Raw genomic sequence first — 15,796 nt, 5'->3', positions numbered from 1 at the left:
TAGACAATGTCACGCCCTAATGTGACATTGGCTGTTGTCACGGTTCGGACTTCACCTGAGCGGCCTACGGAGGATTCATGACGACCGCGCGAGGCTTCGCATTCGCCCTGCTGGCCGGCGCCGCACTGCTGTCGGCCTGCGCGGCTCCTCCCGCCGCCGAACCGCCCGCGCTGCAGGCCGAGTCCTCGGCGGCGAGCGTGGTCTCGGCGGACTTCGAGGTCGTCGACGGCCAGGTGCGCGGCCCGTCGGAACGGCTCCAGGCGCCGCACGGCGGCCTGGTCCGGCTCACCGTCCGGAGCGACGAAGCGGACGAACTGCACGTGCACGGATACGACAAGTCCGCGCAGCTCCGCCCCGGCGAGCCGGCGACCGTCGAGTTCCGCACGGACATCCCCGGCGTGTTCGAGATCGAGCTGCACCACTCCGGCTCGGCACTGCCCAGCCTGGTGGTGCGGTGAACTTCCTGGCCCACGGGCTCGGCGGCCGCACCGACCTGCCGCTCAACGGCGTCGCGGCGATCATCGGCGGCGGCATCGCGGTGGCGATCTCGTTCGCGGCGCTGGCGAAGCTCTGGTCGCGGCCGTGGCTGAACCCCGACGCCGGGCGGCCGCTGCCGTTCCTGCGCTTCGTCGACTCGCCCGGACTTCGTTGGGCGGCAAGGATTCTGACGCTCGCACTGGCCGTTCTCGTGGTGTCCGTGGCGTTCTTCGGGCCACCGGAGACGGAGCGGAACCTCGCGCCCTGGACGCTGTACGTGACGTTCTGGGTCGGCCTGGTGCCGCTCAGCGCGCTGTTCGGTCCGGTGTGGCGGGTCGTCAACCCGCTGCGGACGCTGCATTCGTGCCTATCCGTCGTGAGCGGCAATGGTCGTCATGGCGACCATTACCCCTCACGACTGGGGTACTGGCCCGCCGCGGTGTGGCTGGGGGCCTTCGTGTGGCTGGAACTGGTCCTGCCGGCGCGATCCGATCCGCGCGTGGTCGGCGGCGTGATCGTCGGCTACGCGGTGGTGAACCTCGTCGCAGCGCGGGTTTTCGGGTCGGGCTGGTTCGCGCGCGGCGACGGCTTCGAGGTGTACGCGACGCTGATCGCGCGGCTGTGCCCCATCGGCCGTCGCAGCGATGGCGCGCTGATCCTGCGCAATCCGCTGGCCGGGCTGGTGCGCACCGACGACGAGCCGGGCATGGCGGCGGTGGCGTGCGTGCTCATCGGCGCCACCGGGTTCGACGGCCTGACCAGGACGACCTTCTGGCAGTCCGGCGGCGCCCTCGGCGATACCCTCGGCCTGCTCGGCTCGATCGCCGCCGTCTCGGCGCTCTACGCGATCGCGATGCGGCTCAGCGCCCTGGTCTCGCCCGCGCGCGGGCTTCCCGGGCTGTTCGCGCCGACGCTGCTGCCGATCGCGCTCGGCTACGCCATCGCGCACTACTTCTCGTTCTTCCTGCTGGAAGGGCAGACGACGCTGATCCTGGCCGGCGACCCGTTCGGCACCGGGCTGGACCTGTTCGGCACCCGCGACCACGCCATCGACTACCGGCTGGTGTCGCCGGAGCTGGTGGCGATGGTGCAGATCAACGCGATCGTGCTCGGCCACATCGCCGGCACCGCCGCGGCCCACGACCAGGCCCTCCGCCTGTTCCCGCCGAAGCAGGCCCGCCGCGGCCAGCTCCCGGTGGTGATCGCGATGGTCCTGCTCACCTGCACCGGCCTGCTACTCCTCCTGTCCGGCTGACGTTCCACTGTGGATTTCCGCTACGGGTGAACCAAACGGTCCACTGTGGCCGATCGCCGCCACGACGTGGAATGGTGGCGGGCGGACCGCGGCTCAGGACGCGATCGCGGCGAGGCCGGCGAGCAGGGGTTTCAGGCCCAGGTCGAACTGCTCGTCCAGGCCGTGGTTCCGGGTTTCCCGCGCCGCCGCCACCACGTGCGGGAACTCGGCCTCCGGCAGGGCCGCCATCGGCGAGTCCCCTGCCGAGTCCGCCTTGTCGACCAGGTCGAGCTGGGCGAATCCGATGGCATAGCTGAAGACCAGGCGCGAGCCGCCGACCATCGCCGCCCCGCGCAGGCCCGCGTCGTGCAACGCGGTCATGACGGCGTCCGGCAGGCGCAGCGCCACCGGGTCGCTGTACTCCCGCAGCGCCAGCAGCGGAGTTGCGTTGGGATGCCGGAAGACCAGCGCGCGGATGCCGTGCGCCAGCGCCGCGATCCGCTCCTGCCAGGGCAGCGCCGCGTCCGGCAGTTCGACCGCGGCGAGCAGGCGCTCGATGACCAGGCGTTCCAGCTCCGAGCGGTCCGCCACGTGGTGGTACAGGCTCATCTTGCCGACGCCGAGGCGCTCGGCGACCGCTCGCATGGACAGCCCGCCGTGCCCCGACTCGTCGAGCACCTCCAGCGCGCCTGCCACGACCGCGTCGCGGGTCAGCTTCGGCGGCCGCCCGCGCCGCCTCGGGGCATCCGGCGTGGTCACGAGCCCAACCTAACGCACCGCCTCGACCGGGCCGACACCAGCTGCTAACTTTTTCGTCTAGCCGACGAAAAATAGGAGGGCGCATGCGCACCAAGTACGGACTGGTCCTGTTCACCGACTCGTTCGGGAGCGGGGCGAGCGGCCGCGAGGTCTTCGAGTGGTCGCTGGAATACGTCCGCGAGGCCGAACGGCACGGCTGGCACGATGCCTGGACGACCGAGCACCACTTCAACTCCCGGGCCCAGAACCCGTCGGCCCTGGCGATGGCGGCCTTCCTGCTGGGCCGCACGAACCTGGGCGTCGGCACCGCGGTCTGCGTGCTGCCCAACCACCACCCGCTCGCCCTCGCCGAGCAGGCCTCCGCGCTCCAGCACCTATCCGGCGACCGGTTCACGCTCGGCGTCGGGCGCGGACAACCGCTGGTGGACCTGGAGATATTCGGCACCGGCCTGGAGGGCTTCCGCGACATCGACGAATCCGTGGCCCTGCTCGACGAGGCGTTGCGGCAGGGACGCGCGAAGGGCGGCGGCGAGCGGTACCGCTTCGACGAGGTGCGGATCGTGCCGGCACCGGAAACGTCCCGCGCGCCGTTCGTGCTGGCCTCGTCATCGCCGGAATCCGCGCGATTGGCGGCCCGCCACGGGCTTCCGGTGCTGCTCAGCCCGTTCATCGACGTGGCAGCGAAGCGCGCGGTGCTGGACGCGCACGCCGCGGCGGCGGCCGAATCCGGCCACCGGCTGGACCCGCTGGAAAACATCGACTCGGCGTACTTCGCCATCGCCGACGAAACCCCGACCGCGAGGCGGCTGCTGGCGAACGGGATCGCCGAGCTGAACCTGCAGATCTCCCGCGAGGCCGTGCCGCTGGTCGAGCGTCCGGCGCCGACGGCCGCGCAGGCGTTCGACGAGGCCGCCGCGCTGGCCGACTGCCACATCGCGGGCGACGTGGCGGAATGCCGCAGGCAGCTGGCCGACCGCGTCGCGACCCTGGGCGTCGGGCGCGTCCTCCTGATGCCCGAAGGCGCCGGGTCGCGCGAAGCGGCGCTGCGCACGATCCGCGAAGCGGAGAAGGTCTTCGCGGACTAGGGACTTGCTCCGGGAACGCTCGGCCGAGGGCGTATGCGCCGAGGCCGTCACGGCGCACGCGAGCATTCTGAAACAACCTCTAGGACGCGGCTTTCAGACGGAACCGGCGCCCCGCCGGTCGGCGGGCGGGATGGTGCGGAGGAGGTCCTTCTCCGACGCCGTGACGTGGATCGTCGCCCAGGACAGGGCCAGCGCCGCGTCACCGGCTTCGAGCGCCTCGTAGATCGCCTGGTGCTGGGACATGATCCGCTCGCGCGCGTCGGCGATGTTCAGGGCGTTCCAGGTCCGGGCCCGCAGGGCGCGCGCCGCCAGGCCGTTGACCACCGAGGTCAGCGTCCGGTTGCCGGTGGCCGCCATGATGCAGGCGTGGAACTCGGCGTCGTGCGTGATGAGCTCCTCGATCGTCTCCGATCGGCGCATCGCGTCGAGGTGTCCGCGCAGCCGCGCCAGCTGCTCCGGCGTGATCCGCTCCGCGGCGAGCGCCGTCGCCTGCGGCTCCAGCAGGCGGCGGAGCTCGAAGATCTCCGGCAGCGTGTCGTCCTGCATGAGCTCGACCGCGTGGGCGATGCCCTCCAGCAGCCGGTGCGGCTCCAGGCTCGTCACGTACGTGCCGTCGCCGCGCCGGACGTCGAGCACCTGCGCGTGCACCAGCGCCGTCACGGCCTCCCGCATCGAGCTGCGGGAGAGCCCGAGCTGCGCGGCGAGGTCCGGTTCGCGCGGCAACCGGGCGCCGGGGCTCAGCTCGCCGCCGGCGATGAGCTGGCGGATCTTCTCGATCGCGTCGTTGCTCCGCCCCATCCCGCGCCCTCCACATCGGTCGGCCCGCGCGCTGCTCGTGAGCACTTCGGTCCGCTATAGCGATCCAAAGTACTCACGAGCCACCGCAGCCGATACATCAGACGTTCCCGTACGTCAACGTTGATCGTTCGATCGGGGAACTACGGTGAAATCGGTTGTTCGACAGGGTATTGGCCGGTCAGCGGCCGCGGACGCATGCCCGGCGTATTGCTCGAAACATCAGATGTGTCCTAGAGTCGCGGACGTCCCGAGCACCGTCGAATCCCTTCGACCAGCACCGTTTTCGCCCGCAACGCCGGGGCGGCGCCGGCCCGGCACGACCCCCGCCGAACGCCGGCAAGCCGCGGTCGGCGATCGAGTTCGAAGGAGCATGATGGCAACGCTGCGTGAAACCCTGGAGGCCGGTCGCCCGACGGTCGGCGGCTGGTGCTCGATCCCCAGCCCGTTCGCCGCCGAGCTGATGGGCCGCTGCGAATACGACTGGGTCTGCATCGACACCCAGCACGGGCTCGTCGGCTACGACCAGATGGTCCCCATGCTGCAGGCGCTCGCGATCACCGGGACGCCGACCTTCGTGCGCGTGCCGTGGAACCAGCCGGACCAGATCATGAAGGCCCTCGACGCCGGCGCGCACGGCATCATCGTGCCGATGGTCAACAACGCCGAGGAGGCCCGCCGCGCGGTCGAGGCGGCGAAGTACCCGCCGATGGGTTCGCGCAGCTGGGGCCCGATCCGGGCGGCGTTCGAGCTCGACGACTACACGCCGGAGGCCGGCAACCGGCGCACCGTCCTCGCCGCGATGATCGAGACCCCCGAAGGCGTGCGGAACGCGGACGAGATCCTGTCCACGCCGGGCATCGACGCAGCCTACATCGGCCCGTCCGATCTGGCCCTCGGCCACGGGATGGCGCCCGTCCTGGCGGTCCGCGAGGCCGAGCACGAGCAGCTCGTCCGCTCCATTTTGGACAGTTGCCGCCGCAACGGCGTGCTGGCGGGCATCCATTGTGACAGCGCCCAAACCGTGCAACGCTGGCACGACCTGGGCTTCGACCTGGCGTCGCTGAGCTCCGACGCGGTCCTGCTCCGCGAGGCGGCCACCGCGGCGGTCCGCCAGGTGACCGGACGAGCGGGACGAGCCGCAGGCGCCGGCGACTACGCCTGAAAACGGCCGCGAGTCTTGTGCGGCGCGGGACGTCGCACCAGACTCACTGGTCGGTTCCCGATTCTGATCCTGTTGACTGCGAGGCACCATTGAGCATTCTCGGCACCCGGGTCGAGCGCCGCGAGGACCCGCGCCTACTCACCGCCGGCGGCACCTACGTGGACGACCTGCGAGATCCCGCACTCGCCGGGGCACTGCACGTCACCTTCGTGCGCAGCCCGCTGGCGCACGCCAAGATCACCGAGATCGACACCTCGGCGGCCCGCGAGCTGCCCGGCGTGGCCGGCGTGTTCACCGGCGCGGACGTCGACCTCCCGCCGTTCGTTTCGCAGATGGGCGTCAGCGGCCCCCCACCTGCCGCGATGGAACGACCGCACCTGGCCCGCGACACGGTCCGCTACGTCGGCGAGCCGGTGGCCGTGGTGCTCACCGAGACCCGCGCGCAGGGCGAGGACGCCGCCGAACTCGTCTCCGTCGACTACGACCCGCTGGACCCGGTGGTCGACGTCGCCGACGCGTTGCGCGACGAGGTCCTGTTGTTCCCGGAGGCGGGCACCAACGTCACCGGCACCAGCGGCGAGCTGGACGATTCGCTGTTCGACGGCTGCGAGGTCGTCGTCACCAAGCAGATCGAGAACCAGCGCCTCGCCGCCGCGCCGCTGGAGGTCCGCACCGCCGCCTGCGCCTGGGACGGCGACAAGGTCACCCTGTGGCTGTCCAACCAGAACGCGCAGAGCTGCCGCGACGAGCTGATGGCGAACCTGGGGCTGCCGCAGGAGCGGATCCGGGTGATCACGCCCGACGTCGGCGGCGGCTTCGGCGCCAAGATCGGCGTCGAGCAGGAGGCCGCGCTGCTGGCGTTCCTGGCCAAGCGCGCCGGTCGCCCGGTGAAGTGGGTGGAGAGCCGCAGCGAGAACCTGGTCGCGATGACCCACGGCCGCGCGCAGCGGCAGGTGGTGACCATCGGCGGCCGCCGCGACGGCACCGTGCTGGCCTACCGGCTGGAGATCGTCCAGGACGTCGGCGCCTACCCGCGGATGGGCGCGTTCCTGCCGCTGTTCACCCGGTTCATGGTCAGCGGCGTCTACGACATCCCGAAGGTCGACTCCGTCGCCCGCTGCGTCGTCACCAACACCACGCCGATCGGCGCCTACCGGGGCGCGGGGCGGCCGGAGGCGACCGCCGCCGTGGAACGCGCGATGGACCTCTTCGCGGCCGAGACCGGCGTCGACCCGGCCGAGGTGCGCCGCCGCAACCTGGTGCGCCCCGAGCAGTTCCCGTTCGACACGCCGGGCGGCATGACCTACGACACCGGCGAGTACATCAAGGGCCTGGACGCGGTCCTGGAAGCCGCCGACTACCAGGCGCTGCGCGAGGAGCAGGCCAAGCGGCGCGCCGAGGGCGCCACGCTCCAGCTGGGCATCGGGCTGGCCAGCTACGTGGAGATCACCGCGCCGAACAACACCGAGGGCGAGACCGGGCACGTCGAGATCCGCCCGGACGGCAGCGTTCTGGTGCTCACCGGCAGCTCCCCGCACGGGCAGGGCCACTGGACCTCCTACGCGATGCTGGTGTCCGACCAGCTGGGCATCGACCTGGACAAGATCGAGGTCGTGCACGGCGACACCGACCTGATCCCGAAGGGCGTGGGCACCATGGGTTCCCGCTCGCTGCAGCTGGGCGGGTCCGCGGTGCACCGGGCCGCGGTGGACGTCAAGGAGAAGGCCCGCAAGCTGGCCGCGGAGCTGATCGAGATCGACGAGGCCGACCTCGAACTCACCGACGGCACGTGGCAGGTGCGCGGCACGCCGAGCGTTGCGCTGTCCTGGGCGGAGCTGGCCCAGCGCGCCGACGAGGGGCTGGCCGCCGACGTGCACTTCACGGAGGACCGGCCGACCTTCCCGTTCGGATCGCACCTGGCGGTCGTCGAAGTCGACACCGAAACCGGCAAGGTGAACTATCTTCGGCACGTGACCGTTGACGACGCGGGCGTGATCATCAACCCGATCCTCACCGAGGGCCAGCGGCACGGCGGCATCGCGCAGGGCGCCGCCCAAGCCCTGCTGGAGGAGGTCTCCTACGACGCCGACGGAAACCCGCAGAACGCCAACCTCGCCGACTACGCCTTCATCACGGCGGCCGAGCTGCCCAGCTTCGAGCTGCTGACGATGGAAACCCCGACCACGCTCAACCCGTTGGGCGTCAAGGGGATCGGCGAGGCGGGCACCATCGGCGCCACCCCGGCGGTCCAGAACGCAGTGGTCGACGCAGTGGCCCACCTCGGGGTCAGGCACATCGACATGCCCACCACACCCGAACGGGTGTGGAAGGCCATCAACGAGGCATAGACAGCCCGCGGAGTTGGTTCGGGTGAGTGGATCACGCTGACCCGACAAGTGCTTAGGAGTTCGTTTCGTGCAAGTTTCGATCAACGTCAACGGCGAGCAGCGCAGCCACGAGGTCGAGGACCGCACGCTGCTCGTTCAGTACCTGCGGGAGGACTGCGGCCTGACGGGCACCAACATCGGCTGCGACACCACGTCGTGCGGGGCCTGCACGGTGCTGCTCGACGGCGAGTCGGTGAAGTCCTGCACCGTGCTCGCGGCCCAGGCCGACGGCCACGACGTCACCACCATCGAGGGCCTCGCCGACGGCGAGGAGCTGCACCCGATGCAGCGCGCCTTCCAGCAGAAGCACGGCCTGCAGTGCGGTTTCTGCACGCCGGGCATGGTGATGGCCTCGGTGTCGCTGGTCGAGGAGAACCCGAACCCGACCGAAGCCGACGTGCGGTCCGGCCTGGAGGGCAACCTCTGCCGGTGCACCGGCTACCACAACATCGTCGAAGCCGTGCTGACCGCGGCCAAGGAGAAGTCGGGGGCCGCGGAATGATCCCTGCCGCGTTCACCTACAAGAAGGCCAACACCGTCGAGGAGGCGCTGAGCCTGCTCGCCGAGCACGGCGACGACGCGAAGCTGCTCGCCGGCGGGCACTCGCTGCTGCCGCTGATGAAGCTGCGGCTGGCGGTGCCGGAGGTGCTGATCGACCTCGGCGGCCTGCGCGACCTGTCCTACATCCGCGAGGAGGGTTCGGAGATCCGGATCGGGGCGCTGACCCGGCACCACGACCTGGAGCACTCCGAGCTGCTGGCCCGCGAGGTGCCGCTGCTGGCGCACGCCGCGGGCACCATCGGCGACCCGCAGGTCCGCCACCGCGGCACCATCGGCGGCTCGCTGGTGCACGGCGACCCGGCCTCCGACCTGCCCGCGGTGGCGCTCGCGATGGACGCGGTGCTGGTCGCGCAGGGCCCGTCGGGCACCCGGGAGATCCCGGCGACGGAGTTCTTCACCGACTTCTTCGAGACCGCGCTCGGCGAGGACGAGCTGCTGGTGGAGATCCGGGTGGCGAAGAACCCCGCGCAGGGCTGGGACTTCCAGAAGTTCACCAAGCGGGCGATCGACTGGGCGGTGGTCGGCGTAGCCGTCGCCGGCCAGCGCGTAGCGCTGGTGAACATGGGCCCGACGCCGATGCGGGCGCACGGCGTGGAGGCGGCCCTGGCGAGCGGAGCGAGCGCCGCCGAGGCCGCGGAGCGGGCGGCGGAGGACACGTCGCCGCCGGACCAGGCAAGCGCCAGCGCCGACTACCGGAGGCACCTGGCGAAGGTGCTGGTGCGCCGGGCGCTGGAAGCCGCCGCGGCACGCGGCGCGTAGCGGAACCGACGAGGGCGCCCTTGACCGAGCGGTCAAGGGCGCCCTCGTCTCACACAGAGGTCCATTGTGGACCCATTGCTGTCCCGGCACGCCGAGGCGGACTGCTGGATGCCTAGCCGCGGATGGTGGCGGCGAGTTCTTCCGCCAGCTCCGGCGTTGCCGCCGCCACCCCGGACCAGCGGCGCCGGAGGTCCGGGTCGACCTCCAACGGCCTGCCGTGGACGTCCAGGACCGCGCCGCCCGCTCCGGGCAGCGCGACCATCGCCGCGACGAGGTCCACGATGCGGTGGGTGTCGGAGCCCGCGTCGGCGAAGGCGTCCGTCGAGCCCTCCGCCACCAGCATCGTCTCCAGGCACGTCGTGGACAGGATCCGCACGCGCGCCGCCCACTTCGCCACCCGCCACCACGCGTCCGTGCTGCGCTCGTGCGGGCGCAGCAGGCTGACCGCCGCGCCGTCGAGCGAACGCCGGCCGCTGGTGCGGAACTCCGGCGACTGCCCGGCGACCGCGTGCCAGCACCGCCCGGTGTCCAGCCAGCAGGTCAGCGCCTCCACCGGCGTCCCGTCGAGCACGATCGCGCCCGAGAACGCCGACAGCGGCACCCCGGCGGCGGCGTTCGCCGTGCCGTCCACCGGGTCGGCCACCAGCGTCACCGCCGAGCCGTTGTCGACGAACCCGACCTCCTCGCTGAGCAGGTTGATCCGGTGCGCCTCGACGACCTCCGCGATCGCGGCCTCCACCAGCAGGTCCAGCCGCATCGACGCGGTGCCGTCCGCGCCGATCGAGGACGTCTCGGCGAGCTGCGCCCGGTCGTAGCGGGCCCGGGCGTCTCGGAACGCCGCCGACGCGGCCTTGGCCGCCTCGGCCAGCACCGCGTGCGCGGCGGACGGGATCTGCGGATCCGGCACCGGCCATCCGATCACGCCGCACCTCCCGACAGCACGGCCCGCACCAGCGGCCACTTCGGCCCCGGCTCCACCAGCGCCAGGTCCGCGCGCAGTCCGGGTTCCAGCCGCCCCCGGTCGGCGATCCCGGCGACCGCCGCGGGCCCGGCGGTCACCAGGGCGATCGCCGGGGGCAACCCGAGCTCGCCGGCCAGCCCGAACACCGCGGCCAGCAGCCCGGACGGCAGGTAGTCCGAGGCCAGTGCCGTGACCAGCCCGCGCGAGGCGAGCTCCCGGGCCGACACGTTCCCGTTGTGCGAGTGCCCGCGGAGGACGTTCGGCGCGCCCGCCACGACCGGCAGGCCGTGCTCGCGGGCCGCGACGGCCGCCGCCATCGTGGTCGGGAACTCCGCCACCGCGCCGCCCCTGGTGCACAGCGCGGCGATCTCCTCGGCCGACTCGGGGTCGTGGCCGAGCAGCCGAATCCGCCCGGCCCGGGCGAGGTCGCCCAGCCAGGCCAGATTCTCGTCCCGCACGTCGAGCAGCTCGCCGCGCTCGGCGATCATCTCCGTGACGTGCTGCTCGGCCTCCTCCGGCGCCATCCCGTCCGCGCCGACGAGGTAGCGCTCCATCTGCCGCCGGTCGGCGTACTGCCCGATGCCCGGCGTGTGGTCCTCGTGCGAGACCAGCGCGCCATCGTCCACAGTGTCCAGTTGCGCGCGCAGGGCGGCGGCGCCTTCGGCGGAGCGCGCGTCCAGCCGGTACAGCACCCGGTGGTCCACCGGCCCCGCTCCCCTGGCACGCACCGTCTCGCACAACTCGCTCGCGCCGCCGATCGAGCGCTGCGTCCCGCGCGAGGTCTTGTGCTGGAACGCCGCGCCGTGGAACACCGTCGTGACGGCGGCAGACGTGAGCTTGCCCTCCAAGGACAGCAGGGCGAAATCCCACGGCAGCACCGCCGACGGGCGCGGCATGCGCTCCCGCTCCAGCGCGTCGCTGTGCACGTCGATCAGGCCCGGGATGCACAGCAGGCCGCCGCCGTCGACGTCGCAGGACGATCCCGCCGGGTGGTCCTCGATCGCCTCGATGCGCCCGGCGCGCACCACGATCCGGCTGTCGTCGGTGACCCGGTCCGGCAGCACGGCCCGCACGTGCCCCAGCACGTAGTCCTTCGGCGCCGCCGCCAATGGCCAGCTGACCTCCTCGACCGCGCTGCTCATGACTGGTCCGCCTCTCCGCGATTCACAGTTCCGCCTCTCCGCGCTTCACAGTTGTGGTTACGTCCCAGGTCAAACTCGAGTTTCGCGGTTTCTCGTGGCTGGTTCGCGTCACGGTCCCCTGGGGTGCGGTTGAGGAGGGCTGCGGTTGACACCGGGCTACTCATGCCCGTTCCGCCTCTCCGCGCTTCACAGTTGTGGTTACGTGCCAGGTCAAACTCGAGTTTCGTGGTTTCCTATGGCTGGTTCGCGTCGCGGTCCCCTGGGGTGCGGTTCACAGGGCTGCTCATGCGGCGAGCACCTCCTCGGCCGTGCCGGAGCGGACGATCCGGCCGTCGGCCATCTCCACCACCCGCGTCGCCAGTCGCCGGATCGCGTCGAGGTCGTGGAACACCGCCAGCACCGCCACGCCTTGGTCGGTCAGCGACGCGATCAGCTCCAGCGCGCGCTCCCGGTTCGCCGGGTCGAGCGCCGAAACCGGCTCGTCCAGCAGCAGCAGTCGCGGCGGCCGCACGGTTCCGGCCGCGAGATTGACCCGCTGCCGCTCCCCGCCGGAGAGGACCCCGCAGTCGACGTCCCACAGCGCCTCGTCCAGCGCCAGCCGCCGCAGCGACTCCGCCGCCGCGTCTCGCGCCTCCGCCCGGTCCAGCCCGCGGCGCCGGGCCGCGGCCGCGACGACCTCCAGCGGCCCGGTGCGCGGTGGCGTGGCGAGGAACTGCGAGACGTAGCCGAGCTGCCGGCCGCGCAGCCGGGCGAGCGCGCGATCCTGGAGCGCGGTCAGCTCCACCTGCCCGTCATCGGTGTGCAGGACGACCGATCCGGAATCCGGCAGGTAGCTGCGTTGCGTGCAGCGCAGCAGGCTGGACTTGCCTGCACCGCTGGGCCCGGCGATCGCGACGTGCTCGCCCGCGGATACGTCGAGGTCGACGCCGCGCAGCGAGACGACCGTCCGGCCGTCCACGGTGTGCAGGGCGAACGTCTTGTGCAGGCCGCGAACGGTCAGCACGGGCTTGGCGTCCATTGTGGACCTCACCTCCGGGCGGCGGCGACGAGCCGCTGGGTGTAGGGGTGGTGCGGGTCGGCGAACAGCTGGTCGGTCAGGCCCCGCTCGACGACGCGCCCGAGCTGCATGACCAGGCTGCGATCGGTCAGCGCCTCGATCACCGCGAAGTCGTGGCTGACCACCACGGCCGCGATGTCGCGCTCGCTGAGCAGCCCGCGCAGCAGGTCGAGCACGCCCGCCGCGACCGAGGCGTCGAGCCCGGTGGTCGGCTCGTCGAGCAGCAGCACCGGCGGCTCGGTGGCCAGCGCCTTCGCGATCTGGACGCGCTGGCGCATCCCGCCGGAGAAGGTGCTCACCGGGTCGTCCATGCGGGACAGCGGCACCTCGACGCGGTCGAGCAGCTCGGCCGCGCGCTTGCGGATCGCGTGGTAGCCGCGCCACCCGGCGGCGGTCAGCCGCTCCGCGACGTTGCCGCCGGCGGTCACCCGCAGGTCCAGCCCGGCGGCCGGGTCCTGGTAGACGACGGCCATGGTGTCCACCCGGAGCCGCCTGCGCTGCGCGGAACCCATCCCCAGCAGGTCCGTCCGACCACCGTCCACACTGGACAGGTAGACGCCGCCGCCGGTGGCGGGCTCGTCGCCGATCACGCAGCGCAGGGCCGTCGACTTGCCGGAACCCGACTCGCCGATGATCCCGAGCGCCTCACCGGGTGCGACGTCGAACGACACGTCCCAGGCCGCGACCACGGCGCCGGTCTCCGGGCTGACCGCGGTCCCGTGCTCGGGACCGGTGCCCGCGACGGCGCCCGCGCCGCCCGGCCCGTACACCTTGCCGATGCCGTCGACGCGCAGCGTCCACTCCGGACCGTCCACCGGGCGCGGCGCCTCGACGACCTCGACCGGCCGCGGCGCCACCTCCGGCAGCATGTCCACCGGCAGCCGATGCCCCGCCACGTCGGCGTCCCCGGCCTCCACCCGCGAGCACCAGTCCGAGTCGCTGCACACGTAGGTGCCCTCGCCGCCCTCGACCAGGAAGCTGGTCGTCGAGCCGCAGTACTTGCAGCTGGCGCCCGGCACCTGCTCGACCTCGAACGGGATGTCGTCGAAGGTCAGCGGCACCACGTCGGTGTGCGGCGGGATCGCGTAGATCCGCTTCTCCCGGCCCGCGCCGTAGAGGTTCAGGTGCTCGCACTGGTGCAGCTTGGGCACGTCCCAGCGCGGCACCGGGCTGGTCGCCAGCACGTAGCGGCCGTCCACCAGCACCGGGTAGCCGGTCGACTTGGTGATCACGCCGTTGCGGACCATGTCCTCGTACAGGCTGACCCACATCGCCGAGTAGTCGTTCTCGGCGTGCATCCGGGCGCATTCGACGACCGACTTCTGCACGCCGCGCAGCGGCTCCGGCACCGGCACCTGGTACACCAGGACGTGCTGGCGGCCCAGCCGCTCCTCCGGAATCCGGTGCCGCGACTGGATGACCGTCGCCCGCCGGGTGTCGGTGCTGGCGTCGCAGCCGGTGGTGCCCGCGATCATGCGCCGCAGGTTGACCGCGTTGACGCCGCCGTCGTCGCCCTGGTCGATCACCTTCACGACGTCCTGCTCGCCGATCACGGCCAGCGTCACCTGCAGCCCGCCGGACCCCCAGCCGCGGGCCACCGGCATCTCCCGGGAGCCGAACGGCACCTGGTAGCCGGGCACGCACACCGCGACCAGCGCGGCCCGCCGGATCTCCCGCTTCGCTCCCTCGTCGAGGATCCCCGCGCTGTCGTCGGTGTCCGACAGCAGATCCCGCACGGCCGTGGTCATCGGCACTCCTCCCCGAACGGCTCCGGCACGCGCGGCTCGGTCGAGTTCCGCGCCGTCCGCCGGGCGATCTTGCGGTCCACCATGGACCGGAACGTCACGTAGTGCGGCAGCTTGAGGTGCTCCAGGAAGCCGCCGGAATCCAGCCCGTCGGTGGTGAGCAGCAGCAGCTGCTCCAGCGGGCTGTCCGGCGCGGCGCGACGCCAGGCGATGTCCAGGTTGGCCATCGCGATCGCCTTGCGCTCGTTGTGCCCGAAGCAGAGCCCGTAGCCGACGTCGAAGCGGGTGCGGTCCTCTTCGGCGCCGTCGAGGTCCTCGATGCCCTCCACCTCGGTCACCCGGATCTGCCCGATCTCCACCGGATTCCCGGTGTGCGGGTGCACGACCCGCAGCGGCACGCGGCCGTGCCGGGTGTCGCCGAGGGTGATCTCGTGGACGTCGCCGTCGGGCCCGAGGATCGACCGGTACCAGAGCCCGACCAGCGCACCGGTCTCCGCGCGGGCCATGCTGGAGAGCACCGCCGAACGCGGCGCCGGCGGGCGGGCGGCCCTCCGGGTGATGTCGAACGGCTCGGGGTCCTCGGCCGGTTCGCCGTGCTCGACGACCAGGTCCAGGTCGCGGAGCAGCTGGTAGAACCGGCGCGGCTGCCGCTGCTCCGGCGTGCGCTCAGCCGGTCGCTCCTGCTCGTCGTCGCGATTTCGCGCGAGCTCGCCGCTCTCCACGCCTGCGGGGCTTCGCGCGAAATCGTCGCCCTGCGCTCCGTCCGGGCGCTCCAGGAGGCGGCCGGTGTAGTCGGTGGTGCGGCCCAGCAGCTGCGGGCCGTCCGGGGTGCGGTGGGCCGGGACGATGCGGCGCAGCACCACCATCTCGTCCGGGTCGACGGGCTCGGTGACCGCCAGCCGCGGCAGCGTCGACCGGTGCGCCCGCACGAGGTGCGCGGCCTCCAGCACGTCGCCCTCGGCCTGCCGGAACGCGTCGGCGGCGGTCGGCGGGTCGTACAGGCCCGCCTCGCCCATGATCCGGTCGACGGCCAGGCGGAACCGCAGCACGATCTGCTCGGTGCTCGCCCACTCCGCCGGGGCGTGGTCCCGCGACCGGCGCACCAGCCGCTCGGCGGCGAGGATGGCGTTCATCCCGCCGCGGACTCCGGAATATCCCATCAGGCACCTTCCTCGACTCGGGTGGAGCGCGGCAGCCCGACCAGCTCCCCGCGGGGGGCGACCAGCAGCAGGTCGAAGCCGGCCGGGAAGGAGATCAGGTCCCGCCGCTGCGCGACGAAGTCGGCGGGCAGGCCGGCGACGCGCAGCTCGCGGCGGCCCGGCACGCCCGGCCCGGAGAGCCGCAGCGGCGTGCCGTGGCCGAAACCTCGCACGGCAAGGGAAATCAGCGCGGCGTCTTCGGGCGCGTCGGCGCTTCCGACGCGGAACCCGGCCAGGTCGTCGAGCGGCCTGAGCAGCGCCGCCAGGCGCGCGGCGGGGCGGTCGACGATCGGCGCGGAGGTCTGGGTGCGGACGGCGTCGGCGCAGTCGTCGACGTGCACGGGGGTGTCCAGGTCGGCCAGCGCCAACACCGGCAACAACGCCTCCGGAACCCGGTGGTCCGCAATTTCCATTGAAATCCCTTGCAGGGACGCGATCCCGACCTGGACCACCCGCAGCGACTCGTCCTG

15 protein-coding genes are annotated in these 15,796 nt (G+C 72.3%); 7 read left to right on the top strand and 8 right to left on the bottom strand.

What is annotated here, in order from left to right; genetic code table 11:
- The first annotated feature begins 77 nt into the window (after positions 1 to 77).
- Entirely contained in the window at positions 78 to 458 is a 381-nt protein-coding gene (locus tag AB0H93_RS28075; RefSeq protein WP_358576319.1) for a hypothetical protein, read from the top strand.
- A complete protein-coding gene (locus AB0H93_RS28070; protein ID WP_358576318.1) occupies positions 455 to 1,732 on the top strand; it encodes a hypothetical protein in 1,278 nt (425 codons plus the stop codon). Before AB0H93_RS28075 ends, AB0H93_RS28070 begins: the two co-directional genes overlap by 4 nt.
- Before the next feature lie 93 nt (positions 1,733 to 1,825).
- On the opposite strand, the gene AB0H93_RS28065 is transcribed toward AB0H93_RS28070, so the two are convergent.
- Entirely contained in the window at positions 1,826 to 2,470 is a 645-nt protein-coding gene (locus tag AB0H93_RS28065) for a TetR/AcrR family transcriptional regulator C-terminal domain-containing protein (RefSeq protein WP_358576317.1), read from the bottom strand.
- 83 nt (positions 2,471 to 2,553) lie between these two features.
- Between AB0H93_RS28065 and AB0H93_RS28060 the strand changes: the two genes are divergently transcribed.
- The gene (locus AB0H93_RS28060; protein WP_358576316.1) at positions 2,554 to 3,555 is read left to right on the top strand and encodes an LLM class flavin-dependent oxidoreductase; all 1,002 of its coding nucleotides are present in this window, start codon (positions 2,554 to 2,556) and stop codon (positions 3,553 to 3,555) included.
- Positions 3,556 to 3,648: 93 nt separating this feature from the next.
- Here AB0H93_RS28060 and AB0H93_RS28055 read toward each other — a convergent pair whose 3' ends face one another.
- Positions 3,649 to 4,353, bottom strand: a complete 705-nt coding sequence (locus AB0H93_RS28055) for a FadR/GntR family transcriptional regulator (RefSeq protein WP_358576315.1) — start codon at positions 4,351 to 4,353, stop codon at positions 3,649 to 3,651.
- A 373-nt stretch (positions 4,354 to 4,726) separates the two neighbouring features.
- Here AB0H93_RS28055 and AB0H93_RS28050 point away from each other — a divergent pair, with 373 nt between their 5' ends.
- From AB0H93_RS28050 to AB0H93_RS28035, 4 genes are all read left to right on the top strand, one after another.
- Positions 4,727 to 5,515, top strand: a complete 789-nt coding sequence (locus AB0H93_RS28050; RefSeq protein ID WP_358576314.1) for an aldolase/citrate lyase family protein — start codon at positions 4,727 to 4,729, stop codon at positions 5,513 to 5,515.
- 89 nt (positions 5,516 to 5,604) lie between these two features.
- The gene (locus AB0H93_RS28045; protein WP_358576313.1) at positions 5,605 to 7,863 is read left to right on the top strand and encodes a xanthine dehydrogenase family protein molybdopterin-binding subunit; all 2,259 of its coding nucleotides are present in this window, start codon (positions 5,605 to 5,607) and stop codon (positions 7,861 to 7,863) included.
- Positions 7,864 to 7,930: 67 nt separating this feature from the next.
- Positions 7,931 to 8,404, top strand: coding sequence for a (2Fe-2S)-binding protein (locus AB0H93_RS28040; protein WP_093262086.1), 474 nt, complete (start codon positions 7,931 to 7,933; stop codon positions 8,402 to 8,404).
- Entirely contained in the window at positions 8,401 to 9,222 is an 822-nt protein-coding gene (locus AB0H93_RS28035; RefSeq protein ID WP_358576312.1) for a xanthine dehydrogenase family protein subunit M, read from the top strand. The genes AB0H93_RS28040 and AB0H93_RS28035 overlap by 4 nt, the downstream gene beginning before the upstream one ends.
- Positions 9,223 to 9,334: 112 nt before the next feature.
- Here the strand turns inward: AB0H93_RS28035 and AB0H93_RS28030 are convergent, their stop codons facing one another.
- From AB0H93_RS28030 to AB0H93_RS28005, 6 genes are all read right to left on the bottom strand, one after another.
- Complete coding sequence (locus tag AB0H93_RS28030) at positions 9,335 to 10,144, bottom strand: inositol monophosphatase family protein (RefSeq protein ID WP_358576311.1); 810 nt, start codon at positions 10,142 to 10,144, stop codon at positions 9,335 to 9,337.
- Positions 10,141 to 11,325, bottom strand: a complete 1,185-nt coding sequence (locus AB0H93_RS28025) for an alpha-D-ribose 1-methylphosphonate 5-triphosphate diphosphatase (protein ID WP_358576310.1) — start codon at positions 11,323 to 11,325, stop codon at positions 10,141 to 10,143. The genes AB0H93_RS28030 and AB0H93_RS28025 overlap by 4 nt, the downstream gene beginning before the upstream one ends.
- A gap of 283 nt (positions 11,326 to 11,608) precedes the next feature.
- Positions 11,609 to 12,343: an ATP-binding cassette domain-containing protein gene (locus tag AB0H93_RS28020; protein ID WP_358576309.1), complete on the bottom strand. Its 735-nt coding sequence runs from the start codon at positions 12,341 to 12,343 to the stop codon at positions 11,609 to 11,611.
- Positions 12,344 to 12,351: 8 nt separating this feature from the next.
- A complete protein-coding gene (locus AB0H93_RS28015) occupies positions 12,352 to 14,130 on the bottom strand; it encodes an alpha-D-ribose 1-methylphosphonate 5-phosphate C-P-lyase PhnJ (protein WP_358576308.1) in 1,779 nt (592 codons plus the stop codon).
- Complete coding sequence (locus tag AB0H93_RS28010) at positions 14,127 to 15,287, bottom strand: carbon-phosphorus lyase complex subunit PhnI (RefSeq protein ID WP_358576307.1); 1,161 nt, start codon at positions 15,285 to 15,287, stop codon at positions 14,127 to 14,129. Before AB0H93_RS28010 ends, AB0H93_RS28015 begins: the two co-directional genes overlap by 4 nt.
- Positions 15,287 to 15,796 (bottom strand): phosphonate C-P lyase system protein PhnH (locus AB0H93_RS28005; protein ID WP_358576306.1); only part of this gene is annotated, 510 nt, incomplete at its 5' end. The genes AB0H93_RS28010 and AB0H93_RS28005, both read right to left, overlap by 1 nt.

Source organism: Saccharopolyspora sp. NPDC050642, assembly GCF_040654735.1.
Classification (GTDB): domain Bacteria; phylum Actinomycetota; class Actinomycetes; order Mycobacteriales; family Pseudonocardiaceae; genus Saccharopolyspora; species Saccharopolyspora elongata.
The sequence above is the reverse complement of the archived record's forward strand: the minus strand, read 5'-3'. Positions and strand labels throughout refer to the sequence as shown.